We start from the raw sequence: 17,974 nt of genomic DNA, 5'->3' as shown, positions 1-17,974 counted from the left end.
TGAGGTTCACCGACCGGGCGTGGTCTTCACCCAATCGTTGCCGCGCTCATGGGTCTTGTGGAAGGCGAAGGCGTCGACTTCCCAGCCGCCGCTCCCGCGCGCCATCTCCGCCGTGTAGGTCCCCCACACTTCCCACAGGGGGTCACCATTGCCTTCCATGCGATTCCAGGCGTAGCCGTTCGACTTCACCGAAGCACGGTCGCCATCGATGGCGATGTCATGGTTGGTGCGCAGGTGCAGGCTGGTCTTGTTGCCTTTCAGATTTCCGGCCCAGCCGGCGATCAGGTCGTCAGCCGGGATCATGGCTTCGGGCTGGCCGCTCAACGAGCTGAAGTCGACCCGCACCCGTTCGGCGAAATAGCCGCGCGCGCGTGTCCAATCTTGCGCGTCCACGGCGCGGTCGATCTGGTCAACGATGCGGATCAAGGCACGCTCGTCGACAAGCCTCTGCAGTTCTGCGTTTGAAGTTTCGGCCGCTGCAACACCACCCATGTCCGGAGCAGCGGTCACGGCCGCATAAAGTGCTAGGCGCGTCAAAGTGTTCATCGTCTTTCCTCCATTCGGATCGTTCGTTCAATTGGCGTTGTCGATCGGGGAATTCAGAAAACGCCGCCGCCCGCACCAACGTTCTGGCCAGTCACCCAGCGCGCCGCGTTGCTGGCCAGGAATGCGGCAACTTCGGCAACCTCCTTCGGGCTGCCGATGCGGTCGAAGGCAGACATGCCTGCCGCGACGGCACGATCCCGTTCCGGCAGGAGCTCGGTGTCGGTAAAGCCCGGCGAAACAGCGTTCACGGTGATGTTGCGCGGTCCCAATTCGCGCGACAGCACCCGCACGAACTGTTCCACCGCCCCCTTGCTGCCGAGATACAGCGAGGTCTGGCTAAAGAACATTTTTGTGCCACCGGTCGAGGTGACCACGATGCGCCCGCCGTCGCGTAGCCGTTTCGCCGCCTCCTTCAGGATGAAGAAGACACCCTTCGCGTTGGTGTCGAACACCCGGTCGTAGTCTTCCTCCGAGCTGTCGATAAGCGGCTTGACGATAGCCGTAGCAGCATTCGCAACAACGATATCCAGCTTTCCGAAAGCGGCCTCGGCTTCATCAAACATGCGGCGGATCTCGGCGAGCTTCGACATATCGGCTCGAACCGCGATTGCCTTTCCGCCCCTCGCCTCGATACCGTTGACGACTTCTTGCGCACGCCTTTCGCTCTCGAGATAGTTGATGACAACCGCTGCGCCGCCATCGGCCAGCCGTTCCGCGATCGCGCGACCAATGCCACGCGAGCTTCCGGTCACGATCGCGGTCTTTCCTTGGAATTGCGTCGACATTGGCTGCTCCTGCTTGATGATGACGCTCAAGATGGAGACTCGAAGATCGATTGATAATGTCGCTTTATTGGCAGTCATTATGCGATATCATTCATGAATGGATCGCGATCTGCTCAGCCATCTACCCGTCATCGTCGCCGTTGCGCGGCGCGGCGGCTTTGCCCCCGCAGCGGCGGAGCTAGGCATGAGCCCATCGGCGGTCAGCCACGCGGTGCGGCTGGTCGAGGAACGGATCGGACAGCCACTGTTTGCCCGCACCACGCGCTCCGTCGCGCTGACGGAAGCAGGACGGGCCCTGGTTGCCACAGCCGAACCGGCGCTGGAGGATATTGCCGAGCGCATGGAGCGCATCCGGGCGGTCAAGGGCCGCGCCAGTGGTCTGCTCAGGCTCAACACCTCGCGCGTGGCCTTGACGCTGGCGCTGCTCCCTGTGCTGACCGCGATGGCGGAGCGCTATCCAGATGTGACAGTCGAGATATTCGCCGACGAGCGGCTGACCGACATCGTCGGAGAAGGTTTCGATGCAGGCGTGCGCCTCGGCGAGATGATCGCGCAGGATATGGTCACTGTGCGCCTGACACCGCCCTTCCGCACCGCCATTGTCGCCTCGCCCGCCTATATCGGCCGGAACGGCAGACCGAAGAGCGTCGGTGATCTCTCCGATCACAACTGCATCGGCTATCGCCTGTTGCGCTCCGGCGCGTTGTACCGCTGGGACCTCTCGGAGGATGGCAAAGATATCAGCGTTGCAACACGCGGCACCGCAATCGTCAGCGACCCGATGTCGGCGCGCGACCTTGCGCTCGCCGGCATTGGCCTGGCTTACGCCTTCGAACCGCTTCTTCGGGCCGATATCGCCGCCGGAAGGCTGGTGGAGGTCTTGCCGGAGACATCCATCGAGGAACCCGGCCTCTTCCTCTATTTTCCGCGCCGCGCCTCGATGGCGCCGAAGCTGCGTGCCTTCATCGACACCGCGCAAGAAATCGGCCGGGTATCCTCGCGGACACCCGGCCGATCAGAGACCTAGAAAGTAAGCCTGGAGCTTTTACTTCTTGACCGCTGCTGCGACCTCGGCGGCGAAATCGCTCTCTTCCTTCTCGATGCCTTCGCCGAGCGCGAAACGCAGATAGGCAGTGATTTTGGCCGGAGCGCCGATTTCCTTTTCAGCAGCCTTCAGTGCCTGCTCGACCGTCAGGTCCGGGTTCAGCACGAAGGCCTGCTTCAGGAGCACGACTTCCTCGTAGAACTTGCGCAGGCGGCCTTCGATCATCTTTTCGATGACGTTTTCCGGCTTGCCCGAGGCGCGGGCCTGGTCGGAGAAGATCGCGCGTTCACGCTCCACGGCGGCCTGGTCCAGCGCGTCGACATCAAGCGACAGCGGGTTGGTGGCCGCAACGTGCATCGCGACCTGGCGTGCGAAGGCGCTGGCCTTGTGCGCGTCACCGGCGGTCTCGATGGCAACCAGCACGCCGAGCTTGCCGAGATTGTCGGCAACCGCATTGTGGATATAGGTCGCAACAGCACCTTCAGAGACCGTCAGCTTGTCCGAACGACGGAAGCCGAGATTCTCGCCGATGGTGCCGACCGCATCCTTGATGGTGTCGGTGACGGACTTGTCGGAACCCGGATACTTGGCAGCGGCAACGGCGTCGGTCTTGCCATAGGCCAGAGCGACCTTGGCGACCTTGGCGACGATCTCCTGGAAGGCATCGTTGCGGGCAACGAAATCCGTCTCGGAATTGACTTCGACGATTGCGGCTTCACGCACGCCGGCGTCGACACCGATCAGACCTTCGGCTGCGGTGCGGCCTGCCTTCTTGTCGGCCTTGGCGATACCCTTCTTACGCAGCCAGTCGACCGCTGCTTCCATGTCGCCGTTGGTTTCGGCCAGGGCCGCCTTGCAGTCCATCATGCCCGCGCCGGTGAGGTCGCGCAGTTCTTTGACCTGTGCTGCTGAAATGCTCATTGTCGCCTCTTTGTTTCGCAATAGGCTGGCGCACCATCGAGTCTTCGATGATGCGCCGCGTTCAGGCGCTTAGCGCGCCAAGATATGAAATTGATGAAGGCCTGAAGCGGCCTTCGCCCTTATGCTTGCGGGGCCTCGCCGGCCGGTGTCTCGTTGGCCGGGGTTTCGCTGAGAACAGGCTCGCTCGGAGCTTCAGCGGCGGCGCCGATGTCGACACCCAGTGCGCCCTGCTGACGGGCGATACCGTCGATGGCGGCTTTGGCGATCAGGTCGCAATAGAGCTGGATAGCGCGGGCGGCGTCATCGTTGCCCGGAATCGGGAAGTCGATCTTGTCCGGATCGCAGTTCGAATCGATGATGGCGACGACCGGAATGCCGAGGCGCTTGGCCTCGAGAATGGCGTTCGCTTCCTTGTTGGTATCGATCACGAACATCAGGTCCGGTGTCGAGCCCATGTCCTTGATGCCGCCGAGAGCCTTGTTCAGCTTCTCGCGCTCGCGGTCCAGGTTCAGGCGCTCCTTCTTGGTGAAGCCCTGGGCCTCGCCGCCGGCGAGCAGCTCATCGAGCTTGCGCAGGCGCTGGATCGAGTTCGAAATCGTCTTCCAGTTGGTCAGCATGCCGCCGAGCCAACGCGAGTTGACGTAATATTGTGCCGAACGCTGCGCCGCATCGGCAACGATGTCGGAGGCCTGGCGCTTGGTGCCGACGAACAGCACACGGCCGCCACGGGCAACAGTGTCGGAAACCTGCTTCAATGCCTGGTGCAGCAGCGGAACCGTCTGCGACAGGTCGATGATGTGGATGTTGTTGCGGGCGCCGTAAATGTAAGGCGCCATCTTCGGGTTCCAGCGGTGAGTCTGGTGGCCGAAGTGCGAACCAGCTTCGAGAAGCTGGCGCATGCTGAAATCTGGCAGAGCCATTGTCTAGTTCCTTTCCGGTTGACCTCCACGGGCATTTGACGGTTTCTGGAAAACCGGATCGAAAGCGCATTGCTCTTCGGGGTTTACCTGAGCCGCCACCGGAGGTTTCAGCCGGATTTCTCCCGGACAGACACCAAAGCCCGTGTGTGGAATGGTCGCGCCTATAACCGTGTTGCAGCGCAAAAGCAAGCCTGCTGGTTGTTCGCCTGCTACCGCGCGGCGATAAAGGCGCCTGTGCCGATCATGGCGCCTCCGGCCACGCGGTTCATCAGCCGCATGCGCGAAGGTACGCGGAACCAGCGTGAGGCGCGGCCCGACAATGCCGCGTAGAAACCCATGGTCAGGATGTTGGCCGAAACCACGACCGCGACCACCACAACGCCATCGACGAAGGTCATCGCATTGAGATCGAGGATCAGCGGCATGATCGAGGCGTGAAACAGGATCGCTTTGGGATTGCCGAGCGCGATCGACGCACCGAGCACGAAGGAACGGGCGAACCTGGCCTCATTCTTGCCGCCCTCTTCGGCGCTGGCCGCAGCGGAGCGCCACATCTTGACGCCGAGATAGATCAGATATGCCGCGCCGGCATATTTCAGGATCAGGAAGATCCATTCGAAAGTCTGCACCAGAGTGACAAGCCCGAGCAGCGCCAGCGTAACCAGCACTGCGTCGCCCGCCGCTACGCCGAGACCGGCCATGAAGGCACGCCCGAAACCGCGCGAGACGCCATTGGTGATCACGGCGAACATCGCAGGCCCCGGCGTCATCGCCGCCAGAACAACCGCGGTGCAATAGGCAAGGAAGGCCGTCAGCGTCATGTCCTCACCTTCCCGTTCTTGACCCGAACACGCCGGAACACGGCGACGATCTCTTCGCGGCTGCATTCGATGGCGCCAAGCCGCACCGCGCGATCGCGCTCGAACCCGGTGATATCGTAATGCGGCGCCGATGTCTTCGGCGGCCCCTGGTAGGAAGAACGCTTCACGGCGAGCCGGGCTGCGAAACCGTGCAATTCATCGACGTCGTCAGCAAGCAGATGGCACCAGCGATGGCCAGCCCATTTCCAGATCGCCGCGTCGACATAGATCGCCATCGAACAGGCAGCAGCGCCGCTATTGCTTGCAGGGCTTCTGCGGCGCGTCGAACAGCGACAGATTGACCAGTTTGCCGGTCATCGAGAAATCGCCGTAATCCATGGTGAGATCCCGCGTCAGCCCGTTCTCGTGCAGTTTGAAGGAGATGCGGTAGGACGGCAGTTCTTCTCCATCCGCCTTGTCGGTCTGGTCGAAATAGGCGATGTCGACCGGCCAGTACTTGTCCTTGCTGAACTTGGCGAGCGCCGAAAACTCGGGATCGTCCTTCGCCGCCGGCGCCGGCTTTCCGACCACCACGGTTGTGGTCATCACCTTGTCGGCAGTGTCGGAGCCATCATAAAGGCTGGTTTCGTAGAAGGTCTCGCCCCTCTCGGCCTTGCCGATCAGTTCCACCAGATGCTGGGTCGGGAACTGGGTTGATGTCAGCTCCAGCGTTTTCTTGTCCGGCTTGTCCAATTCGACCTTGAGATCCTTGGGCTCCTTGGTTGCAGTGCCCTTCACTTCCTTGTCCATCGACTGGTCGACGAAGGATTTCGTCACGAAGGAAAAGGTCTTGCCCTGAGCGTCCTCGAAGGTCGTCGTCTGCTGGTCGGTAAGGCGCGTGTTGTTGTCGTTTGTCGCGATCTGGGTCACGAACCGGAACTTGACCGTATAGCCCTCGCAAGGCGAGCCGTTGAATTCGTAGACCATGCGCCCCGAAAGGCCGGTGATGCCTGACCGATCGGAAGCTTTGTCCAAGGCGAGGTCATAGACGGCTCGGTGCGGCTGCAGCAGCGGCGCAGCAAATGCGGGAGCGGCAGGCAGAGCGGTAGAGAGCAGAAAAGCACTGGCGATAAGGCGCGTCACGCGCATGGGCAGCTCCGGTGGTCGCGGCTGTCAGTCGAACCGCAAAAGATGATCCACATCACAAAAAGTCGTGGCGGAAGCGTGTCAAACAATGCAGTTTCGACCCAACCGACGCAACACCTTCAAGCAATAGGGAATTACCATGGGCGAAACAATCGAAAAGCGGCTAAGCGAGATCGGCATCACCTTGCCGGTGCCCGCAGTGCCAGTCGCCAATTATGTTCCGTTTGCCCGCAGCGGCAATCTTCTGCTGACCTCCGGTCAGTTGCCATTGAAGGATGGCAAGCTTACCGCTACCGGCCTCCTCGGCCGCGATGTCGACGTTGCCGCTGGTCAGGAAGCCGCGAAATATTGCGCGGTCAACATCCTCGCACAGGCCAAGGCCGCACTCGGCGACCTCGAAAAGATCCGCCGCGTCGTCAAGATCACTGTATTCGTCGCCTCGGCGCCCAACTTCGTTGAACAGCACCTTGTCGCCAACGGCGCTTCCGATCTGCTGGCGACCGCGCTCGGTGAAAAAGGCAAGCATGCTCGCTCCGCAGTCGGCAGTGCGTCGCTGCCGCTTAATGCCCCCGTCGAAATCGAAGCGATCCTGGAAGTCGAATAGGCCGACCCCGTCATGACCGACATTTCCTGGTTGACCGCCCGACCGATCGCGCATCGCGGCTTTCATGATCTCAACGACAAGTGTTGGGAGAACACGCTTTCCGCATTCTCCGCTGCGATCGAGCGTGGCTATGCCATCGAGTGCGACGTGCATCTTTCCGCCGACGGAGTGCCGATCGTCATCCATGATGACGATCTGCGCCGGCTGACCGGCACCGAGGGTTTCGTTTGGCAGCGGACGGCTGCGGAGATGGCGCAACTGCGTGTCGGCGGCACTGACGATCATCCGCCAACGCTGCGTGAATTGCTTGACCTCGTTGACGGGCGCGTTCCGCTCGTCATCGAGATCAAGGGCACGCCTGGACATGACGCCGGGCTGGTCAAGGCAGTCGGGCGTCTGCTCAGGCGCTACGAAGGCCAGGTTGCCATCATGTCGTTCGATCACTGGCTGATCCGTGAATTCGAGACAGAGGCGCCCGGTATTCCCGGCGGCTTGACCGCCTATGGCACAGGAAACCACGAGACCGAGGCGCATTTTTCCATGCTGGCGCACGGCATTGTCTTTACCTCCTATGCCGCCGGCGACCTGCCCAACCGCTTCGTCTCCTTCGTACGGGAAAAGCTCGGCATGCCGGTCATCACCTGGACCATCCGCGACCAACCGGCAATCGACCTCACCTTCAAATATGCCGACCAGATGACATTCGAAGGATTCGAGCCTGATCCCGTACGTGTCGCCTGACACCATCTTGCACGCGCTCCAAAGGACCATAAGTAACAGGCCATGGACCAGGGCGACGATGTGAGGGAACTGGAAGGGGCAGGCTATGCCGTGCGCATAGCCGCCAGCATCGACGCCTTCACCCGTGAGGAATGGGATGGTCTTGCCGGCACGACAAAAGCATCGGAAACTGACTACAACCCGTTCGTTTCATTTGATTTTCTGAACTCTCTGGAAGAGTCCAACTGTGCAGTTTCGCGTACCGGCTGGCAGGGTCATCATCTCAGGCTCGAAGCGGCCGACGGCAGGCTGCTCGGCGCCGTTCCCTGCTATGTAAAATCACACAGCCAGGGCGAATATGTTTTCGACCACGGTTGGGCTGACGCCTTCGAGCGCGCCGGCGGCCGCTATTATCCCAAGCTGCAATGTTCGGTTCCGTTCACGCCCGCCACAGGCCCTCGCCTGCTCGTCTCGAACGGCGAAGATGCCGGCACCGTGAAAGCGGCGCTGGCTGCGGGACTGAAACTCGTCACCGAGCGGCTCGGCGTATCGTCATCGCACGTCACCTTCGCAGATGAGGATGATATCGCCACGCTCGAAGCTGCCGGTTTCCTGCACCGCACCGATCAGCAGTTTCACTTTTTCAACGAAGCCTATGGCAACTATGATGATTTCCTGGCTACGTTGGCATCCCGCAAGCGCAAGGCGCTGAAGAAGGAGCGTCGCGAAGCGCTTGGTGCCGGCATCACCATCGAGCGGTTGACGGGCAAGGACATCACCGAGCGAGTCTGGGACAATTTCTTCGCCTTCTACATGGATACCGGCAGCCGCAAATGGGGTCGGCCCTATCTCAACCGCCACTTCTTTTCGCTGATTGGCGAGCGCATGGCCAACGACGTCCTGCTCGTCATGGCCAAACGCAACGGCCGCTACATTGCCGGAGCCATCAACTTCATCGGCTCCGATACGCTCTACGGCCGCAACTGGGGCTGCATCGAGGACCATCCCTTCCTGCATTTCGAAGTCTGCTACCATCAGGCCATCGATTTTGCGATCGAGAGGAAATTACGGGTCGTGGAGGCTGGCGCCCAGGGTGACCACAAGCTGGCGCGCGGCTATCGGCCAGTAACGGTGCATTCAGCACACTACATCGCACACCCCGGCCTCAGGCGCGCCGTCGCCGATTATCTCGTACGCGAACGCCGCGAAGTGGCGTCGATGAGTGACTATCTCGCCGAGCACACGCCTTTCCGCAAAGGCGAGACAGCGGTCGACGAAGCTTGTCTCAGTGAACCACGGTCCGAGAAAACAGGTTGATCACCACCACGCCAGCCATGATCAGTCCCATGCCGATGAGCGCGGGCATGTCGAGCGCCTGGCGAAACCAGATCCAGCCGATGGCGGTGATCAGCACAATGCCGGCGCCGCACCACAGCGCATAGACGATGCCCACCGGCATGGTGCGCAGCGGCAGCGACAGGAAATAGAAGGCAAGCGCGTAGCCGGCCACCGAGACCAGCGATGGTCCGAGCCTGGTAAATCCTTGCGTTTCCTTGAGCGCCGTGGTCGCAACCACCTCGAACAGGATCGCCACGATGAGATAGAGATAGTTCCGCAACATGCTTTTCCGGGGCCTGATTTCGTGCAACCTGCGCGATGAATACCCTGACCGGCCAGAGAGCACGAGAGGCACATCATGAGCTACGACGATACCAACATCTTCGCCAAGTTGTTGCGCGGGGAGATTCCCTCGCACCGTGTCTATGAAGATGATGCCGTGATCGCTTTCATGGATGTCATGCCCCAAGGCAAGGGCCACACCCTGGTCGTTCCGCGTGCGCCATCGCGCAACCTGCTCGATGCCGACCCAGCGACATTCGCTCCGCTTTTTGCCGTCGTCCAGAAGGTCGCGCAAGCCGTGAAGAAAGCCTTCGCTGCCGACGGCGTCACCATCATGCAATTTAATGAGCCGGCCTCGGGTCAGACCGTATACCACCTGCATGTGCACGTCATTCCGCGCTTCGACGGCGTGCCGCTTAAGCCGCACAGTGGCGAGATGGAAAAGCCTGACGTGCTCGCCGCGAATGCCGACAAGATCAAGGCAGCGCTGGCCAGCTGAACCGAATCAAAGCCTCAGATAGAGCCCCGCCACCAGCAGAAGTTCGGCCACAACGATGCCAGCGACCATGCGTTTGCCCGACACCAGATAGGCAGCGAATCCCAAGGCCGCTGCAGCGATGCGCAAGACAAGCGAGGTGTGCGCGAGCGCGCCACCGGGAAAGACGATCAGATTGCCGATGACGGCCGCGACAAGTGCCGTCGCCATGGTGCGGACCAGCACCAGAAGGTCGGAGTCTTCGGAAAGCTTGCCGCCGAGATAGACACCGAGGAAGCGCCAGACATCGGTGGCGGCGAAACCGGCTGCAAGAATGAACAGATAGGGCCACCACCAAGTGCCGCTGGAAAAATAGCTCATGCCGCGTGCACCCGGCGGCGCCACAGGTGCCACCCATAGGCTGCCGTGCCGCCGACCAGTCCGGCCGCCAAGAGATCGAATTGCGGCAGCAACACGTGAAAGAGCGGCCCGAGACCAACGCCGAAAGCCATCGCCATGTGCCCTGCCCGCTCGCGGGCAGAACCCCATAGCGAGGTCAGGAAATACATCGGCGTCAGCATCAGCAACGCCGCCGAAATGGCGAAAGGCAGCGCATCCGCCACCGCGTAGAAGGTGACGACGACAATGATGTTCGCCGTCACCAGCATGCCACCGAGGCCGGCATAAAAGATCGTACGCTTATCGCGTGGAATGTGCTTCAGGCGTTCCATGGCCAGCACCCAGGAGGTCACGGCTACGAAATGCGAGAGCAGATAGAGTACCCACGGCCGGGTTCTGTCGGCGCGCATCTCGGGCACAAGCGCCATCACCATCGGCATCAGGCGGATGGCCGACAGCGTCACAGCAAACATTGCGGCTGGCAACGCCACTCCCGATACGATGGCGCCCACGAGCACGACCATCGATGGCAGTGCCCAGACAATGCCCGTCATGAAGGCAGCCTGCGCCACCGTGACTCCGGCATCTTTCGCCAATGCGGCGAAGCCGACGAAAGAGCTGACAAGGATCAACCCAGGAAGGGAAAAAGCAGCGCGAACGCCGCGCAGGAACCAGATCGAACGGGGCAGCGTCGTGTCGGAGATCGAGGTCGACATGCCTCGGCCATAGCATGGGCTGCCCTGTGATGCGACCATGGCGAAAGGTGCATGCCGCCTTTCCGTTGATCCAGGAAATCCTGTAAGCACGCGCGTAGCGTCAATATTTTTGCATTCGGCAAAGCAGGCCGGCGGACCGATAGCCGACCCGTGGGCTCTTCGCGTTTGCTACGCTTTTGCCGCGAGCTTCTCGAACGCATTTGGCCGGCGTGAGTTCCGATCCAGCCGCTCACGGATCACTTGGGCGCATTCCCCAGGCGTAAGCGCCGATGTGTCGACTTCCAGGTCGTAGATTCCCGGCTCGTGCACTTCCTGCTGCCATCGCCGTACCGGAAGCGGAAAAGGATCGTCGACGGTGCCGCTGAGATACCGGCCTTCCCGACCCGGCTCAGAAAGACCGCGACGTCTCATGATTTCCTCCAACGGGCATCTGACGCCGACGAACAGAACCGGCAGTCCTTCGAGGCGCCGTGCGCAATCGGGGAGGATATTCAACGATTTGGAGTAAGAGGCGTGATGTCCCGTGTCGGCCACAACGTTCAAGCCCAGCCGGCTGTGCGCGGCGATTGTTTCGTACAGCGCCGCATAGAATGTCGGAACCATCGTCTCCAGATCCGGACGTTCGCCGCCGGGTCTGAGACCGATGCCAGGGCGATAGCGCGGCGGCGTGACAGGCTCATAGACATCGACGCCAAGATTCATCCAGGCGCCATCGAAAATTTCCTGAACCGCCCGCACGATGCTCGACTTTCCCGATCGTGGAGCGCCGTTCAAGATAACGATCCGACCCAAACCCATGGTCTTTCGCCTCCGCTACAAATGAAAAAGCCCCGTCGCCGGGGCTTTTTTGTCGGCGGTTCACCAGCGACAGCCGTCAGTTCTTGCGCGGCAATTGCGGCACCAGGCTGCGCTTGCCGCCGTCCTTGCCCTTAGGCACCTGCTTGGAAGCGACGGCCTTCTTGGCAGTGGCCTTCTTGGCCGCCGCCTTGCGTGGCTTGGGCGCGTTCTCTTCCGGTTCCTTTTTCGGCTTCACCGGTGTCTCGTCGGCCAGCGTTTCCAGCTTGAGACCAGCCTCGCCGGTCTCCTTCTTCTCGACACTGACGCGCACCGTACCACCGTGTTTCAACTTGCCGAACAACACCTCGTCTGCCAGTGGCTTCTTGATGTGTTCCTGGATGATACGGCCAAGTGGACGCGCGCCCATGCGCTCGTCATAGCCCTTGTCGGCCAGCCAGGCGATCGCTTCCGGCGACAGATCGAAAGTGACCCCACGCTCTGAAAGCTGCGCCTCCAGCTGCATGACGAACTTCTGCACCACCTGATGCACCACAGGTACGGGCAGCGAGCCGAACGGGATGATGGCATCGAGACGGTTACGGAACTCCGGTGTGAACAGCCGGTTGATCGCCTCGACATCGTCGCCTTCACGTTTGGTCGAGCCGAAGCCGATCGCCGCGCGCTGCGCATCCGCCGCGCCTGCGTTCGTTGTCATGATCAGGATCACGTTACGGAAGTCGATCTGCTTGCCGTTGTGGTCGGTCAGCTTGCCGTGGTCCATCACCTGCAACAGGATGTTGAACAGGTCCGGGTGCGCCTTTTCCACTTCATCGAGCAGCAGCACGCAGTGCGGATGCTGGTCGACGCCGTCGGTGAGCAGGCCGCCCTGATCGAATCCGACATAACCCGGAGGCGCGCCGATCAACCGCGAGACCGTATGGCGCTCCATATATTCCGACATGTCGAAGCGCAGCAGTTCGACGCCGAGCGAGGCCGCGAGCTGCTTGGCCACTTCGGTCTTGCCGACGCCAGTCGGACCCGAGAACAGGTAGGAGCCGATCGGCTTCTCCGGTTCGCGCAGGCCGGCACGCGCCAGCTTGATCGCGGAAGTGAGCGCGGTGATCGCCGTATCCTGGCCATAGACGACACGCTTCAATTCGACATCGAGTCCGGCAAGCACCTTCTCATCGTCGGCGGAAACCGTCTTCGGCGGGATACGTGCCATGGTGGCGATGGTCGCCTCGATCTCCTTGATTCCGATCGTCTTCTTGCGCTTGCCTTCGGGCAGCAACATCTGTGAGGCGCCGGTTTCGTCGATCACGTCGATCGCCTTGTCCGGCAGCTTGCGGTCGTTGATGTAGCGAGCCGAAAGCTCGACCGAAGCCTTGATCGCATCGGTCGTGTACTTGACCTTGTGGAATTCCTCGAAATAGGGCTTCAGACCCTTCATGATCTCGATGGCATCCTCGACCGTCGGCTCGTTGACGTCGATCTTCTGGAACCGGCGAACGAGCGCGCGATCCTTCTCGAAGAACTGGCGGAATTCCTTGTAAGTCGTTGAGCCGATGCAACGAATCGCTCCGGACGACAGCGCAGGCTTGAGCAGGTTCGAAGCATCCATGGCACCACCCGAGGTGGCGCCGGCACCGATCACCGTATGGATCTCGTCGATGAACAGGATAGCGCCCGGATAGTCCTCAAGCTCCTTGACGACCTGCTTCAGACGCTCCTCGAAATCGCCGCGATAGCGCGTTCCGGCCAGCAGCGTGCCCATGTCGAGTGCGAAGATAGTGGCATCCGACAGCACTTCCGGCACGTCACCTTCGACGATGCGCTTGGCGAGGCCCTCGGCGATCGCCGTCTTGCCGACGCCAGGGTCACCGACGTAGAGCGGATTGTTCTTGGAACGGCGGCACAGCACCTGGATGGTGCGGTTGATTTCAGACGCACGGCCGATCAGCGGATCGATGCGGCCTGCCTTGGCTTTGTTGTTGAGGTTGACACAGTAGGCAGTCAGCGCGTCCTGCTGCTTCTTCTTGCCACCCTCTTCCTGCTGCTCGGCACCATTAGTGCCGCTCTGCTCGTCCTCGGCGCCACGCGGCGACCGGCTTTCCGATGAGCCAGGGCGCTTGGCGATACCGTGCGAGATGTAGTTGACCGCGTCGTAACGGGTCATCTGCTGTTCCTGCAGGAAATAGGCAGCGTGGCTCTCGCGTTCCGCGAAGATGGCCACGAGCACATTGGCGCCGGAGACTTCCTCACGGCCCGATGATTGCACATGGATCACGGCACGCTGGATGACGCGTTGAAAACCCGCCGTCGGCTTGGAATCCTCATCGTAACCGGTGACGAGATTGTCGAGCTCGGTATCGATATAAGTCAGAACGGTCTGCTTCAACTCGTCCAGATCGACATTGCAGGCGCGCATCACCGCTGCCGCCTCATTGTCGTCGATCAGGGCCAGCAGAAGATGTTCGAGCGTCGCATATTCGTGGTGACGTTCGTTGGCGAAGGTCAGCGCCTGATGAAGCGCCTTTTCCAGGCCCTGGGAGAAAGCCGGCATGTTACCTCACTTCTTCTCCATCACGCATTGCAGCGGATGTTGGTTCTGTCGGGCGAAATCCATGACCTGAGACACTTTGGTCTCGGCCACTTCGTAGGTGTAGACCCCGCACTCGCCCACACCGTGATTGTGGACATGAAGCATGATGCGTGTGGCGGCTTCGCGGTCCTTCTGGAAAAAACGCTCCAGCACGTGAACCACGAATTCCATCGGGGTGTAGTCGTCATTGAGGATCAGAACCCGGTAGAGGCTCGGTTTCTTTGTCTTGGTTTTCGTGCGCGTGATGACGGCCGTTCCGCGACCGGTGCCATTACCGTCGCCGCCGTTCTGCATTCGCGCCACGTCTGTCGTGGCAGTCTTACCGGTGGTCACGTATTCCTGCCTTCTGGATCGAATCCCCATCAGAACCCGACATGTAGGGTATCGATGCAGGATTTTAAGCCCTTCTGGTTAGCTGACAATATGGCTAGGTCCTCATTCAGTGCCGTTTTTCGCAAACGTGAAGGTGTCACACCGGCGGATACGAAAAAACCCGGCTGCGCAAGCGCAACCGGGCTCGTTGGGCGGGTCGGAAACCCGCAAACTGGCAGAAAATGAAGCTTACTTCGCCTTGGCAGTCAGCGATTCGAACGGCTTGTAGGCGTCCTTGGCGAGATCGGCATACAGTTCACTGATCTTGGTAGCCTCGGCCACGAAAGCCTCGTACGCCTGCTTGGCGTAGTCGCTCTGGAGTTCAACCGCGTTTTCCAGAGACTTGGCCGACAAAAGCTTTTCGAAATGGGCTGCGCCGTTCTCGAAGCTCTTCTTGGTGTATTCGGTCGCCTCGCTGGCGATCGTCTGCACACCCTTGGAAAGCGAAGCAAAGCTCTTCAAGCCGGTGTCGGCGAATTCCTTGCCGTATTTGCTGAAATCCTCGTAGGTCTGGCTCATCTGGCATTCCTTTTCGTACGGATCGGCTGATTTGTGCGATGCATAAGATGTATGTTGCGATGCACAAAAAGTCAATTCCCGCGCGAATGCCCCTTCAGTCCCTAAGATTCGAATAAAGCTAGCCTCAACTGCAGCCAAAATGGTGAACGAGGCGGTTACCATAAACGGATTGGTAACGAGCGTTAAAGTAGGTTGGCCAAATGCGGGGCCGGACCTTTGCCGACTCCCCGGGGTGCAAGCAAAATTCAAAGGAAGCAGCAGTGCGTCAGGCGTTAACAGGCATCGTGTCCAAGTCGGTTTCTTCTCTCCTCAAAACTTCCATGGTCGCTTCGCTCGCGCTGACATTCGCGGTGACCGACGTCGTGTCCGCGATGGCGGCGCCCTCCTCGGCGATCGTCGTCGATGCCAAGACAGGCAAGACGCTTTACGCGAAGGACGCCAATGCGCGTCGCTATCCGGCGTCATTGACCAAGATGATGACGTTGTACCTGACCTTCGAGGCGCTCGCGCAGGGTCGCATCGCCAAGAACACCCCAGTCGTCTTCTCGGCCAAGGCCGCAGCCGAACCGCCGACGAAGCTCGGCGTGCGCAAGGGCGGCGCCGTCACGGTCGAAACCGCGATCCTCTCCATGGTGACCAAATCCGCCAATGATTCCTCGACTGCGCTCGCCGAAATGCTCGGTGGCTCAGAGGCGAATTTTGCTCGGATGATGACATCCAAGGCGCGTGCTTTGGGCATGAAAAGCACGGTGTTCCGCAATGCCAACGGCTTGCCGGACCCGGGCCAGTTCACCACCGCACATGACATGGCGGTGCTCGGCATGGCGCTGCGCGAGCATTACCCGCAATATTATGGTTACTTCTCCACGCGCTCATTTGCGTATGGCAAGCGTCAGATCAACGGCCACAACCGTCTGCTCGGCCGCATCAAGGGTGTCGACGGCATCAAGACCGGTTACACCCGTGCGTCCGGCTTCAACCTGGTTTCCTCGGTCGCTGACGGCAACCGTAAGCTCGTCGCCGTGGTGATGGGCGGTTCTTCAGGCGGTTCCCGCGACAAGCAGATGGCTTCGCTGATTCAGACCTATATGCCGCAGACCTCGACTCGCGGCTCCGGCCCGCTCGTCGCGCGGGCCTCGGGCGACACGGCCGTGGCGGCGATCGCCAACGTCTTCCTGCCCAAGAAGAATGCGCCGACTCCCGACGAGAAACCGGAGATCCTCGTTGCTTCCGCCGACGAGACTGCTGCCGTTGAAGTTGCGGCCGAGGACGCGGTGGTTGAGCCGGCCAAGCCGTCTCGCAAGACCAAGAAAGTAATCGCGGCGGCAGCTCCCGTGACGGCATCGGCTGCTGAAATGGCGATCCCGGCCGAGCTTCCGGTCGTCCAGGCCTACGCACCCGTCGAAGAAACTCCGATCGACCGCATGATGACGGCGTCGACCTCCACGAATTCCGCCGCTTCAGGCGGCTGGGCTGTTCAGATCGCCTCGGCACCGCGTGAAGCTGATGCCAAGGCTCAGCTCGACAAGGTCGCCAAACAGGCCGGCCGTGTACTGGCCAAGGCTTCCGGCTTTACCGTCGCCTTCGACAAGGACGGCACCACCTATTATCGCGCCCGCTTCGGTTTCGAGACCAAGGAAGCGGCGTGGAAGGCCTGCAACGCGCTGAAGCGGAAGAGCATCTCCTGCTACGCCGTGCAGCAGTGAACGGACTTCTCCCGGAAACGTATCTTATCGAAGGAGGTCAATGGTGATTGGAGAGCAGGACGTCCTTGGCTTCGTTGATCCGCGCCGCCAGGAACGACGCGTTTCCGACATCGGGGTGCAAGCGTTGCATCAAGCGGCGGTGCGCCTTGCGGACATCCGTCGCGGCGGCGCCCGTTTCAAGACCAAGGATCTTGTAGGCCTCCTCCTTAGTCATGGCGCCAGGACCTGGCGCAACACCCAGCCTCTCGCCACGATACGTCTGCGTGTCGAGGCGCCAGGTGGGAAAACGGCCGTCAAGATACGTCTCTAGCAACTGCCGGCTGTCGGGATCGACCGCCAGTTCCTGGTAGAGTAGCCCGAGATCCGTCAGGCTCATCGCCCCGAGCATCTTTCCCTCGCTGAGACCTGCCAACACCAGCCCTTCGAGCCGGCCGGTGTCATGATCGAGCTCCATTTCCAGGGCAGCCGTACGCACCAGGGAATGGCGCGTGATCAGTGTGCCCACCGGGCGTTCCCTGCGAAACAGCATGTAGAGCGAGCCGGCGGCGGCAAGCGCGAGCAGGCCAAATCCGGCGCGTCCAGCGGCCAGGATCGCGATCCCGGCAGTTCCGAGACCTACCGGCAAGGCTAGGCGTGCATTACCGGCCAACGCCTTGGGGTCGGCGCGCAGAAAGAGCGCTGCCGCTCCAGCGAGGGCGAGCACGATTGCAGCAACGATGATCACAATACCCATGGCCGATCATCCCGGTTCGACAAAGTCTACCGCGATCCTCTCGGGAGACCAATACGCCGGCAAGTCACCGGCCCGAGCCGATCTTCCATCTTCAATAAGTTCAGAGTAGGCCGAGTTCCGCGAGTTCTTGTCGCAGCTTGGAGGGCATTTCCGCCCAACCCACCCTGCCCTTGCCAAGATCGACCGGCGCATCGGAAGGTTTCAGGTAACGCCACCCCTGGAACGCGCGTCGCGGCTGCCATTCGGTGCGGACCACGACCGGGTCGAGGACCAGATGACAGCGTCCGATGCCCTCCTTGTCGGTGAAGGGCCTGATCTCGGTGATCAGTTGTCGGCACTGCACGCTACCCTTGATCACCCAGTAAAGTGAGCCGCCATCGACGATTTCGGGGCCCCTCGTCGGCACCATGCGCGTGGTGTGATACTGCTCAACCGGCTCGCCGGCCCGGCGTTTGTCATCGAGCCGATCCGCGATCCATTCCTCGAGATCCTCGACGCTGTCACAGCCGACGCACAGTTTGATGAGATTGAGAGCCATGGCTGGAAGGTAGTACGCCAGCAGCGCGGG

At 60.9% G+C, this 17,974-nt stretch carries 22 protein-coding genes; 6 read left to right on the top strand and 16 right to left on the bottom strand.

Annotated features, from left to right (window positions below; genetic code table 11):
* Positions 1 to 6 precede the first annotated feature (6 nt).
* A complete protein-coding gene (locus ACFWXH_RS13260) occupies positions 7 to 546 on the bottom strand; it encodes a nuclear transport factor 2 family protein (RefSeq protein WP_379120789.1) in 540 nt (179 codons plus the stop codon).
* Positions 547 to 599: 53 nt separating this feature from the next.
* Entirely contained in the window at positions 600 to 1,331 is a 732-nt protein-coding gene (locus ACFWXH_RS13255; protein WP_379120787.1) for an SDR family oxidoreductase, read from the bottom strand.
* Positions 1,332 to 1,428: 97 nt separating this feature from the next.
* On the opposite strand from ACFWXH_RS13255, the gene ACFWXH_RS13250 reads away from it, so the two are divergent.
* Positions 1,429 to 2,358 (top strand): LysR family transcriptional regulator, encoded by a 930-nt coding sequence (locus ACFWXH_RS13250; protein ID WP_379120785.1) that lies wholly within the window; start codon positions 1,429 to 1,431, stop codon positions 2,356 to 2,358.
* Between the two features lie 18 nt (positions 2,359 to 2,376).
* On the opposite strand, the gene tsf is transcribed toward ACFWXH_RS13250, so the two are convergent.
* The 5 genes from tsf to ACFWXH_RS13225 form a co-directional block, all read right to left on the bottom strand.
* Positions 2,377 to 3,297: a translation elongation factor Ts gene (gene tsf, locus ACFWXH_RS13245; protein ID WP_379120783.1), complete on the bottom strand. Its 921-nt coding sequence runs from the start codon at positions 3,295 to 3,297 to the stop codon at positions 2,377 to 2,379.
* A gap of 119 nt (positions 3,298 to 3,416) precedes the next feature.
* Positions 3,417 to 4,217 (bottom strand): 30S ribosomal protein S2, encoded by an 801-nt coding sequence (rpsB, locus tag ACFWXH_RS13240; RefSeq protein WP_379120781.1) that lies wholly within the window; start codon positions 4,215 to 4,217, stop codon positions 3,417 to 3,419.
* 209 nt (positions 4,218 to 4,426) lie between these two features.
* Entirely contained in the window at positions 4,427 to 5,038 is a 612-nt protein-coding gene (locus ACFWXH_RS13235; RefSeq protein WP_379120779.1) for a LysE family translocator, read from the bottom strand.
* A complete protein-coding gene (locus tag ACFWXH_RS13230; RefSeq protein WP_379120777.1) occupies positions 5,035 to 5,313 on the bottom strand; it encodes a DUF4031 domain-containing protein in 279 nt (92 codons plus the stop codon). Before ACFWXH_RS13230 ends, ACFWXH_RS13235 begins: the two co-directional genes overlap by 4 nt.
* A gap of 19 nt (positions 5,314 to 5,332) precedes the next feature.
* The gene (locus tag ACFWXH_RS13225; protein WP_379120775.1) at positions 5,333 to 6,166 is read right to left on the bottom strand and encodes a cell envelope integrity EipB family protein; all 834 of its coding nucleotides are present in this window, start codon (positions 6,164 to 6,166) and stop codon (positions 5,333 to 5,335) included.
* 136 nt (positions 6,167 to 6,302) lie between these two features.
* Between ACFWXH_RS13225 and ACFWXH_RS13220 the strand changes: the two genes are divergently transcribed.
* Genes ACFWXH_RS13220 through ACFWXH_RS13210 form a run of 3 tightly spaced genes read left to right on the top strand, consistent with a single transcriptional unit; the run spans position 6,303 to position 8,804 of the window.
* On the top strand, positions 6,303 to 6,767 hold the full coding sequence (locus tag ACFWXH_RS13220; protein ID WP_054310898.1) for a RidA family protein: 465 nt from the start codon (positions 6,303 to 6,305) through the stop codon (positions 6,765 to 6,767).
* Positions 6,768 to 6,779: 12 nt separating this feature from the next.
* Positions 6,780 to 7,508, top strand: coding sequence for a glycerophosphodiester phosphodiesterase (locus ACFWXH_RS13215; protein WP_054310899.1), 729 nt, complete (start codon positions 6,780 to 6,782; stop codon positions 7,506 to 7,508).
* Positions 7,509 to 7,550: 42 nt separating this feature from the next.
* Positions 7,551 to 8,804, top strand: a complete 1,254-nt coding sequence (locus ACFWXH_RS13210) for a GNAT family N-acetyltransferase (protein WP_379120772.1) — start codon at positions 7,551 to 7,553, stop codon at positions 8,802 to 8,804.
* On the opposite strand, the gene ACFWXH_RS13205 is transcribed toward ACFWXH_RS13210, so the two are convergent.
* The gene (locus ACFWXH_RS13205; protein ID WP_379120952.1) at positions 8,773 to 9,105 is read right to left on the bottom strand and encodes a DMT family transporter; all 333 of its coding nucleotides are present in this window, start codon (positions 9,103 to 9,105) and stop codon (positions 8,773 to 8,775) included. The genes ACFWXH_RS13210 and ACFWXH_RS13205 overlap by 32 nt on opposite strands.
* Positions 9,106 to 9,183: 78 nt before the next feature.
* On the opposite strand from ACFWXH_RS13205, the gene ACFWXH_RS13200 reads away from it, so the two are divergent.
* Positions 9,184 to 9,606, top strand: coding sequence for an HIT family protein (locus tag ACFWXH_RS13200; RefSeq protein WP_379120770.1), 423 nt, complete (start codon positions 9,184 to 9,186; stop codon positions 9,604 to 9,606).
* A gap of 6 nt (positions 9,607 to 9,612) precedes the next feature.
* On the opposite strand, the gene ACFWXH_RS13195 is transcribed toward ACFWXH_RS13200, so the two are convergent.
* From ACFWXH_RS13195 to ACFWXH_RS13170, 6 genes are all read right to left on the bottom strand, one after another.
* Positions 9,613 to 9,963, bottom strand: a complete 351-nt coding sequence (locus tag ACFWXH_RS13195) for an AzlD domain-containing protein (protein ID WP_054311214.1) — start codon at positions 9,961 to 9,963, stop codon at positions 9,613 to 9,615.
* Complete coding sequence (locus ACFWXH_RS13190; protein WP_054310903.1) at positions 9,960 to 10,697, bottom strand: AzlC family ABC transporter permease; 738 nt, start codon at positions 10,695 to 10,697, stop codon at positions 9,960 to 9,962. Before ACFWXH_RS13190 ends, ACFWXH_RS13195 begins: the two co-directional genes overlap by 4 nt.
* Before the next feature lie 168 nt (positions 10,698 to 10,865).
* Positions 10,866 to 11,495: a chloramphenicol phosphotransferase CPT family protein gene (locus tag ACFWXH_RS13185; protein WP_379120766.1), complete on the bottom strand. Its 630-nt coding sequence runs from the start codon at positions 11,493 to 11,495 to the stop codon at positions 10,866 to 10,868.
* 76 nt (positions 11,496 to 11,571) lie between these two features.
* The gene (gene clpA, locus ACFWXH_RS13180) at positions 11,572 to 14,037 is read right to left on the bottom strand and encodes an ATP-dependent Clp protease ATP-binding subunit ClpA (protein WP_379120764.1); all 2,466 of its coding nucleotides are present in this window, start codon (positions 14,035 to 14,037) and stop codon (positions 11,572 to 11,574) included.
* A 6-nt stretch (positions 14,038 to 14,043) separates the two neighbouring features.
* Complete coding sequence (clpS, locus tag ACFWXH_RS13175) at positions 14,044 to 14,370, bottom strand: ATP-dependent Clp protease adapter ClpS (RefSeq protein ID WP_054310906.1); 327 nt, start codon at positions 14,368 to 14,370, stop codon at positions 14,044 to 14,046.
* A gap of 267 nt (positions 14,371 to 14,637) precedes the next feature.
* Complete coding sequence (locus tag ACFWXH_RS13170) at positions 14,638 to 14,967, bottom strand: phasin family protein (RefSeq protein WP_379120762.1); 330 nt, start codon at positions 14,965 to 14,967, stop codon at positions 14,638 to 14,640.
* Positions 14,968 to 15,227: 260 nt separating this feature from the next.
* On the opposite strand from ACFWXH_RS13170, the gene ACFWXH_RS13165 reads away from it, so the two are divergent.
* On the top strand, positions 15,228 to 16,673 hold the full coding sequence (locus ACFWXH_RS13165; RefSeq protein WP_054310908.1) for a D-alanyl-D-alanine carboxypeptidase: 1,446 nt from the start codon (positions 15,228 to 15,230) through the stop codon (positions 16,671 to 16,673).
* 37 nt (positions 16,674 to 16,710) lie between these two features.
* Here the strand turns inward: ACFWXH_RS13165 and ACFWXH_RS13160 are convergent, their stop codons facing one another.
* Both ACFWXH_RS13160 and ACFWXH_RS13155 read right to left on the bottom strand, forming a co-directional pair.
* Positions 16,711 to 17,406: a DnaJ domain-containing protein gene (locus tag ACFWXH_RS13160; RefSeq protein WP_379120759.1), complete on the bottom strand. Its 696-nt coding sequence runs from the start codon at positions 17,404 to 17,406 to the stop codon at positions 16,711 to 16,713.
* 100 nt (positions 17,407 to 17,506) lie between these two features.
* A complete protein-coding gene (locus ACFWXH_RS13155) occupies positions 17,507 to 17,944 on the bottom strand; it encodes a DUF1489 family protein (protein ID WP_379120757.1) in 438 nt (145 codons plus the stop codon).
* Between the last annotated feature and the right edge of the window lie 30 nt (positions 17,945 to 17,974).

It is taken from the genome of Mesorhizobium sp. NPDC059054 (genome assembly GCF_042739215.1).
In the GTDB taxonomy this organism is placed as follows: domain Bacteria; phylum Pseudomonadota; class Alphaproteobacteria; order Rhizobiales; family Rhizobiaceae; genus Mesorhizobium.
Note: the sequence above shows the minus strand (reverse complement) of the source record. Positions and strands in the feature narration are given on the sequence as shown.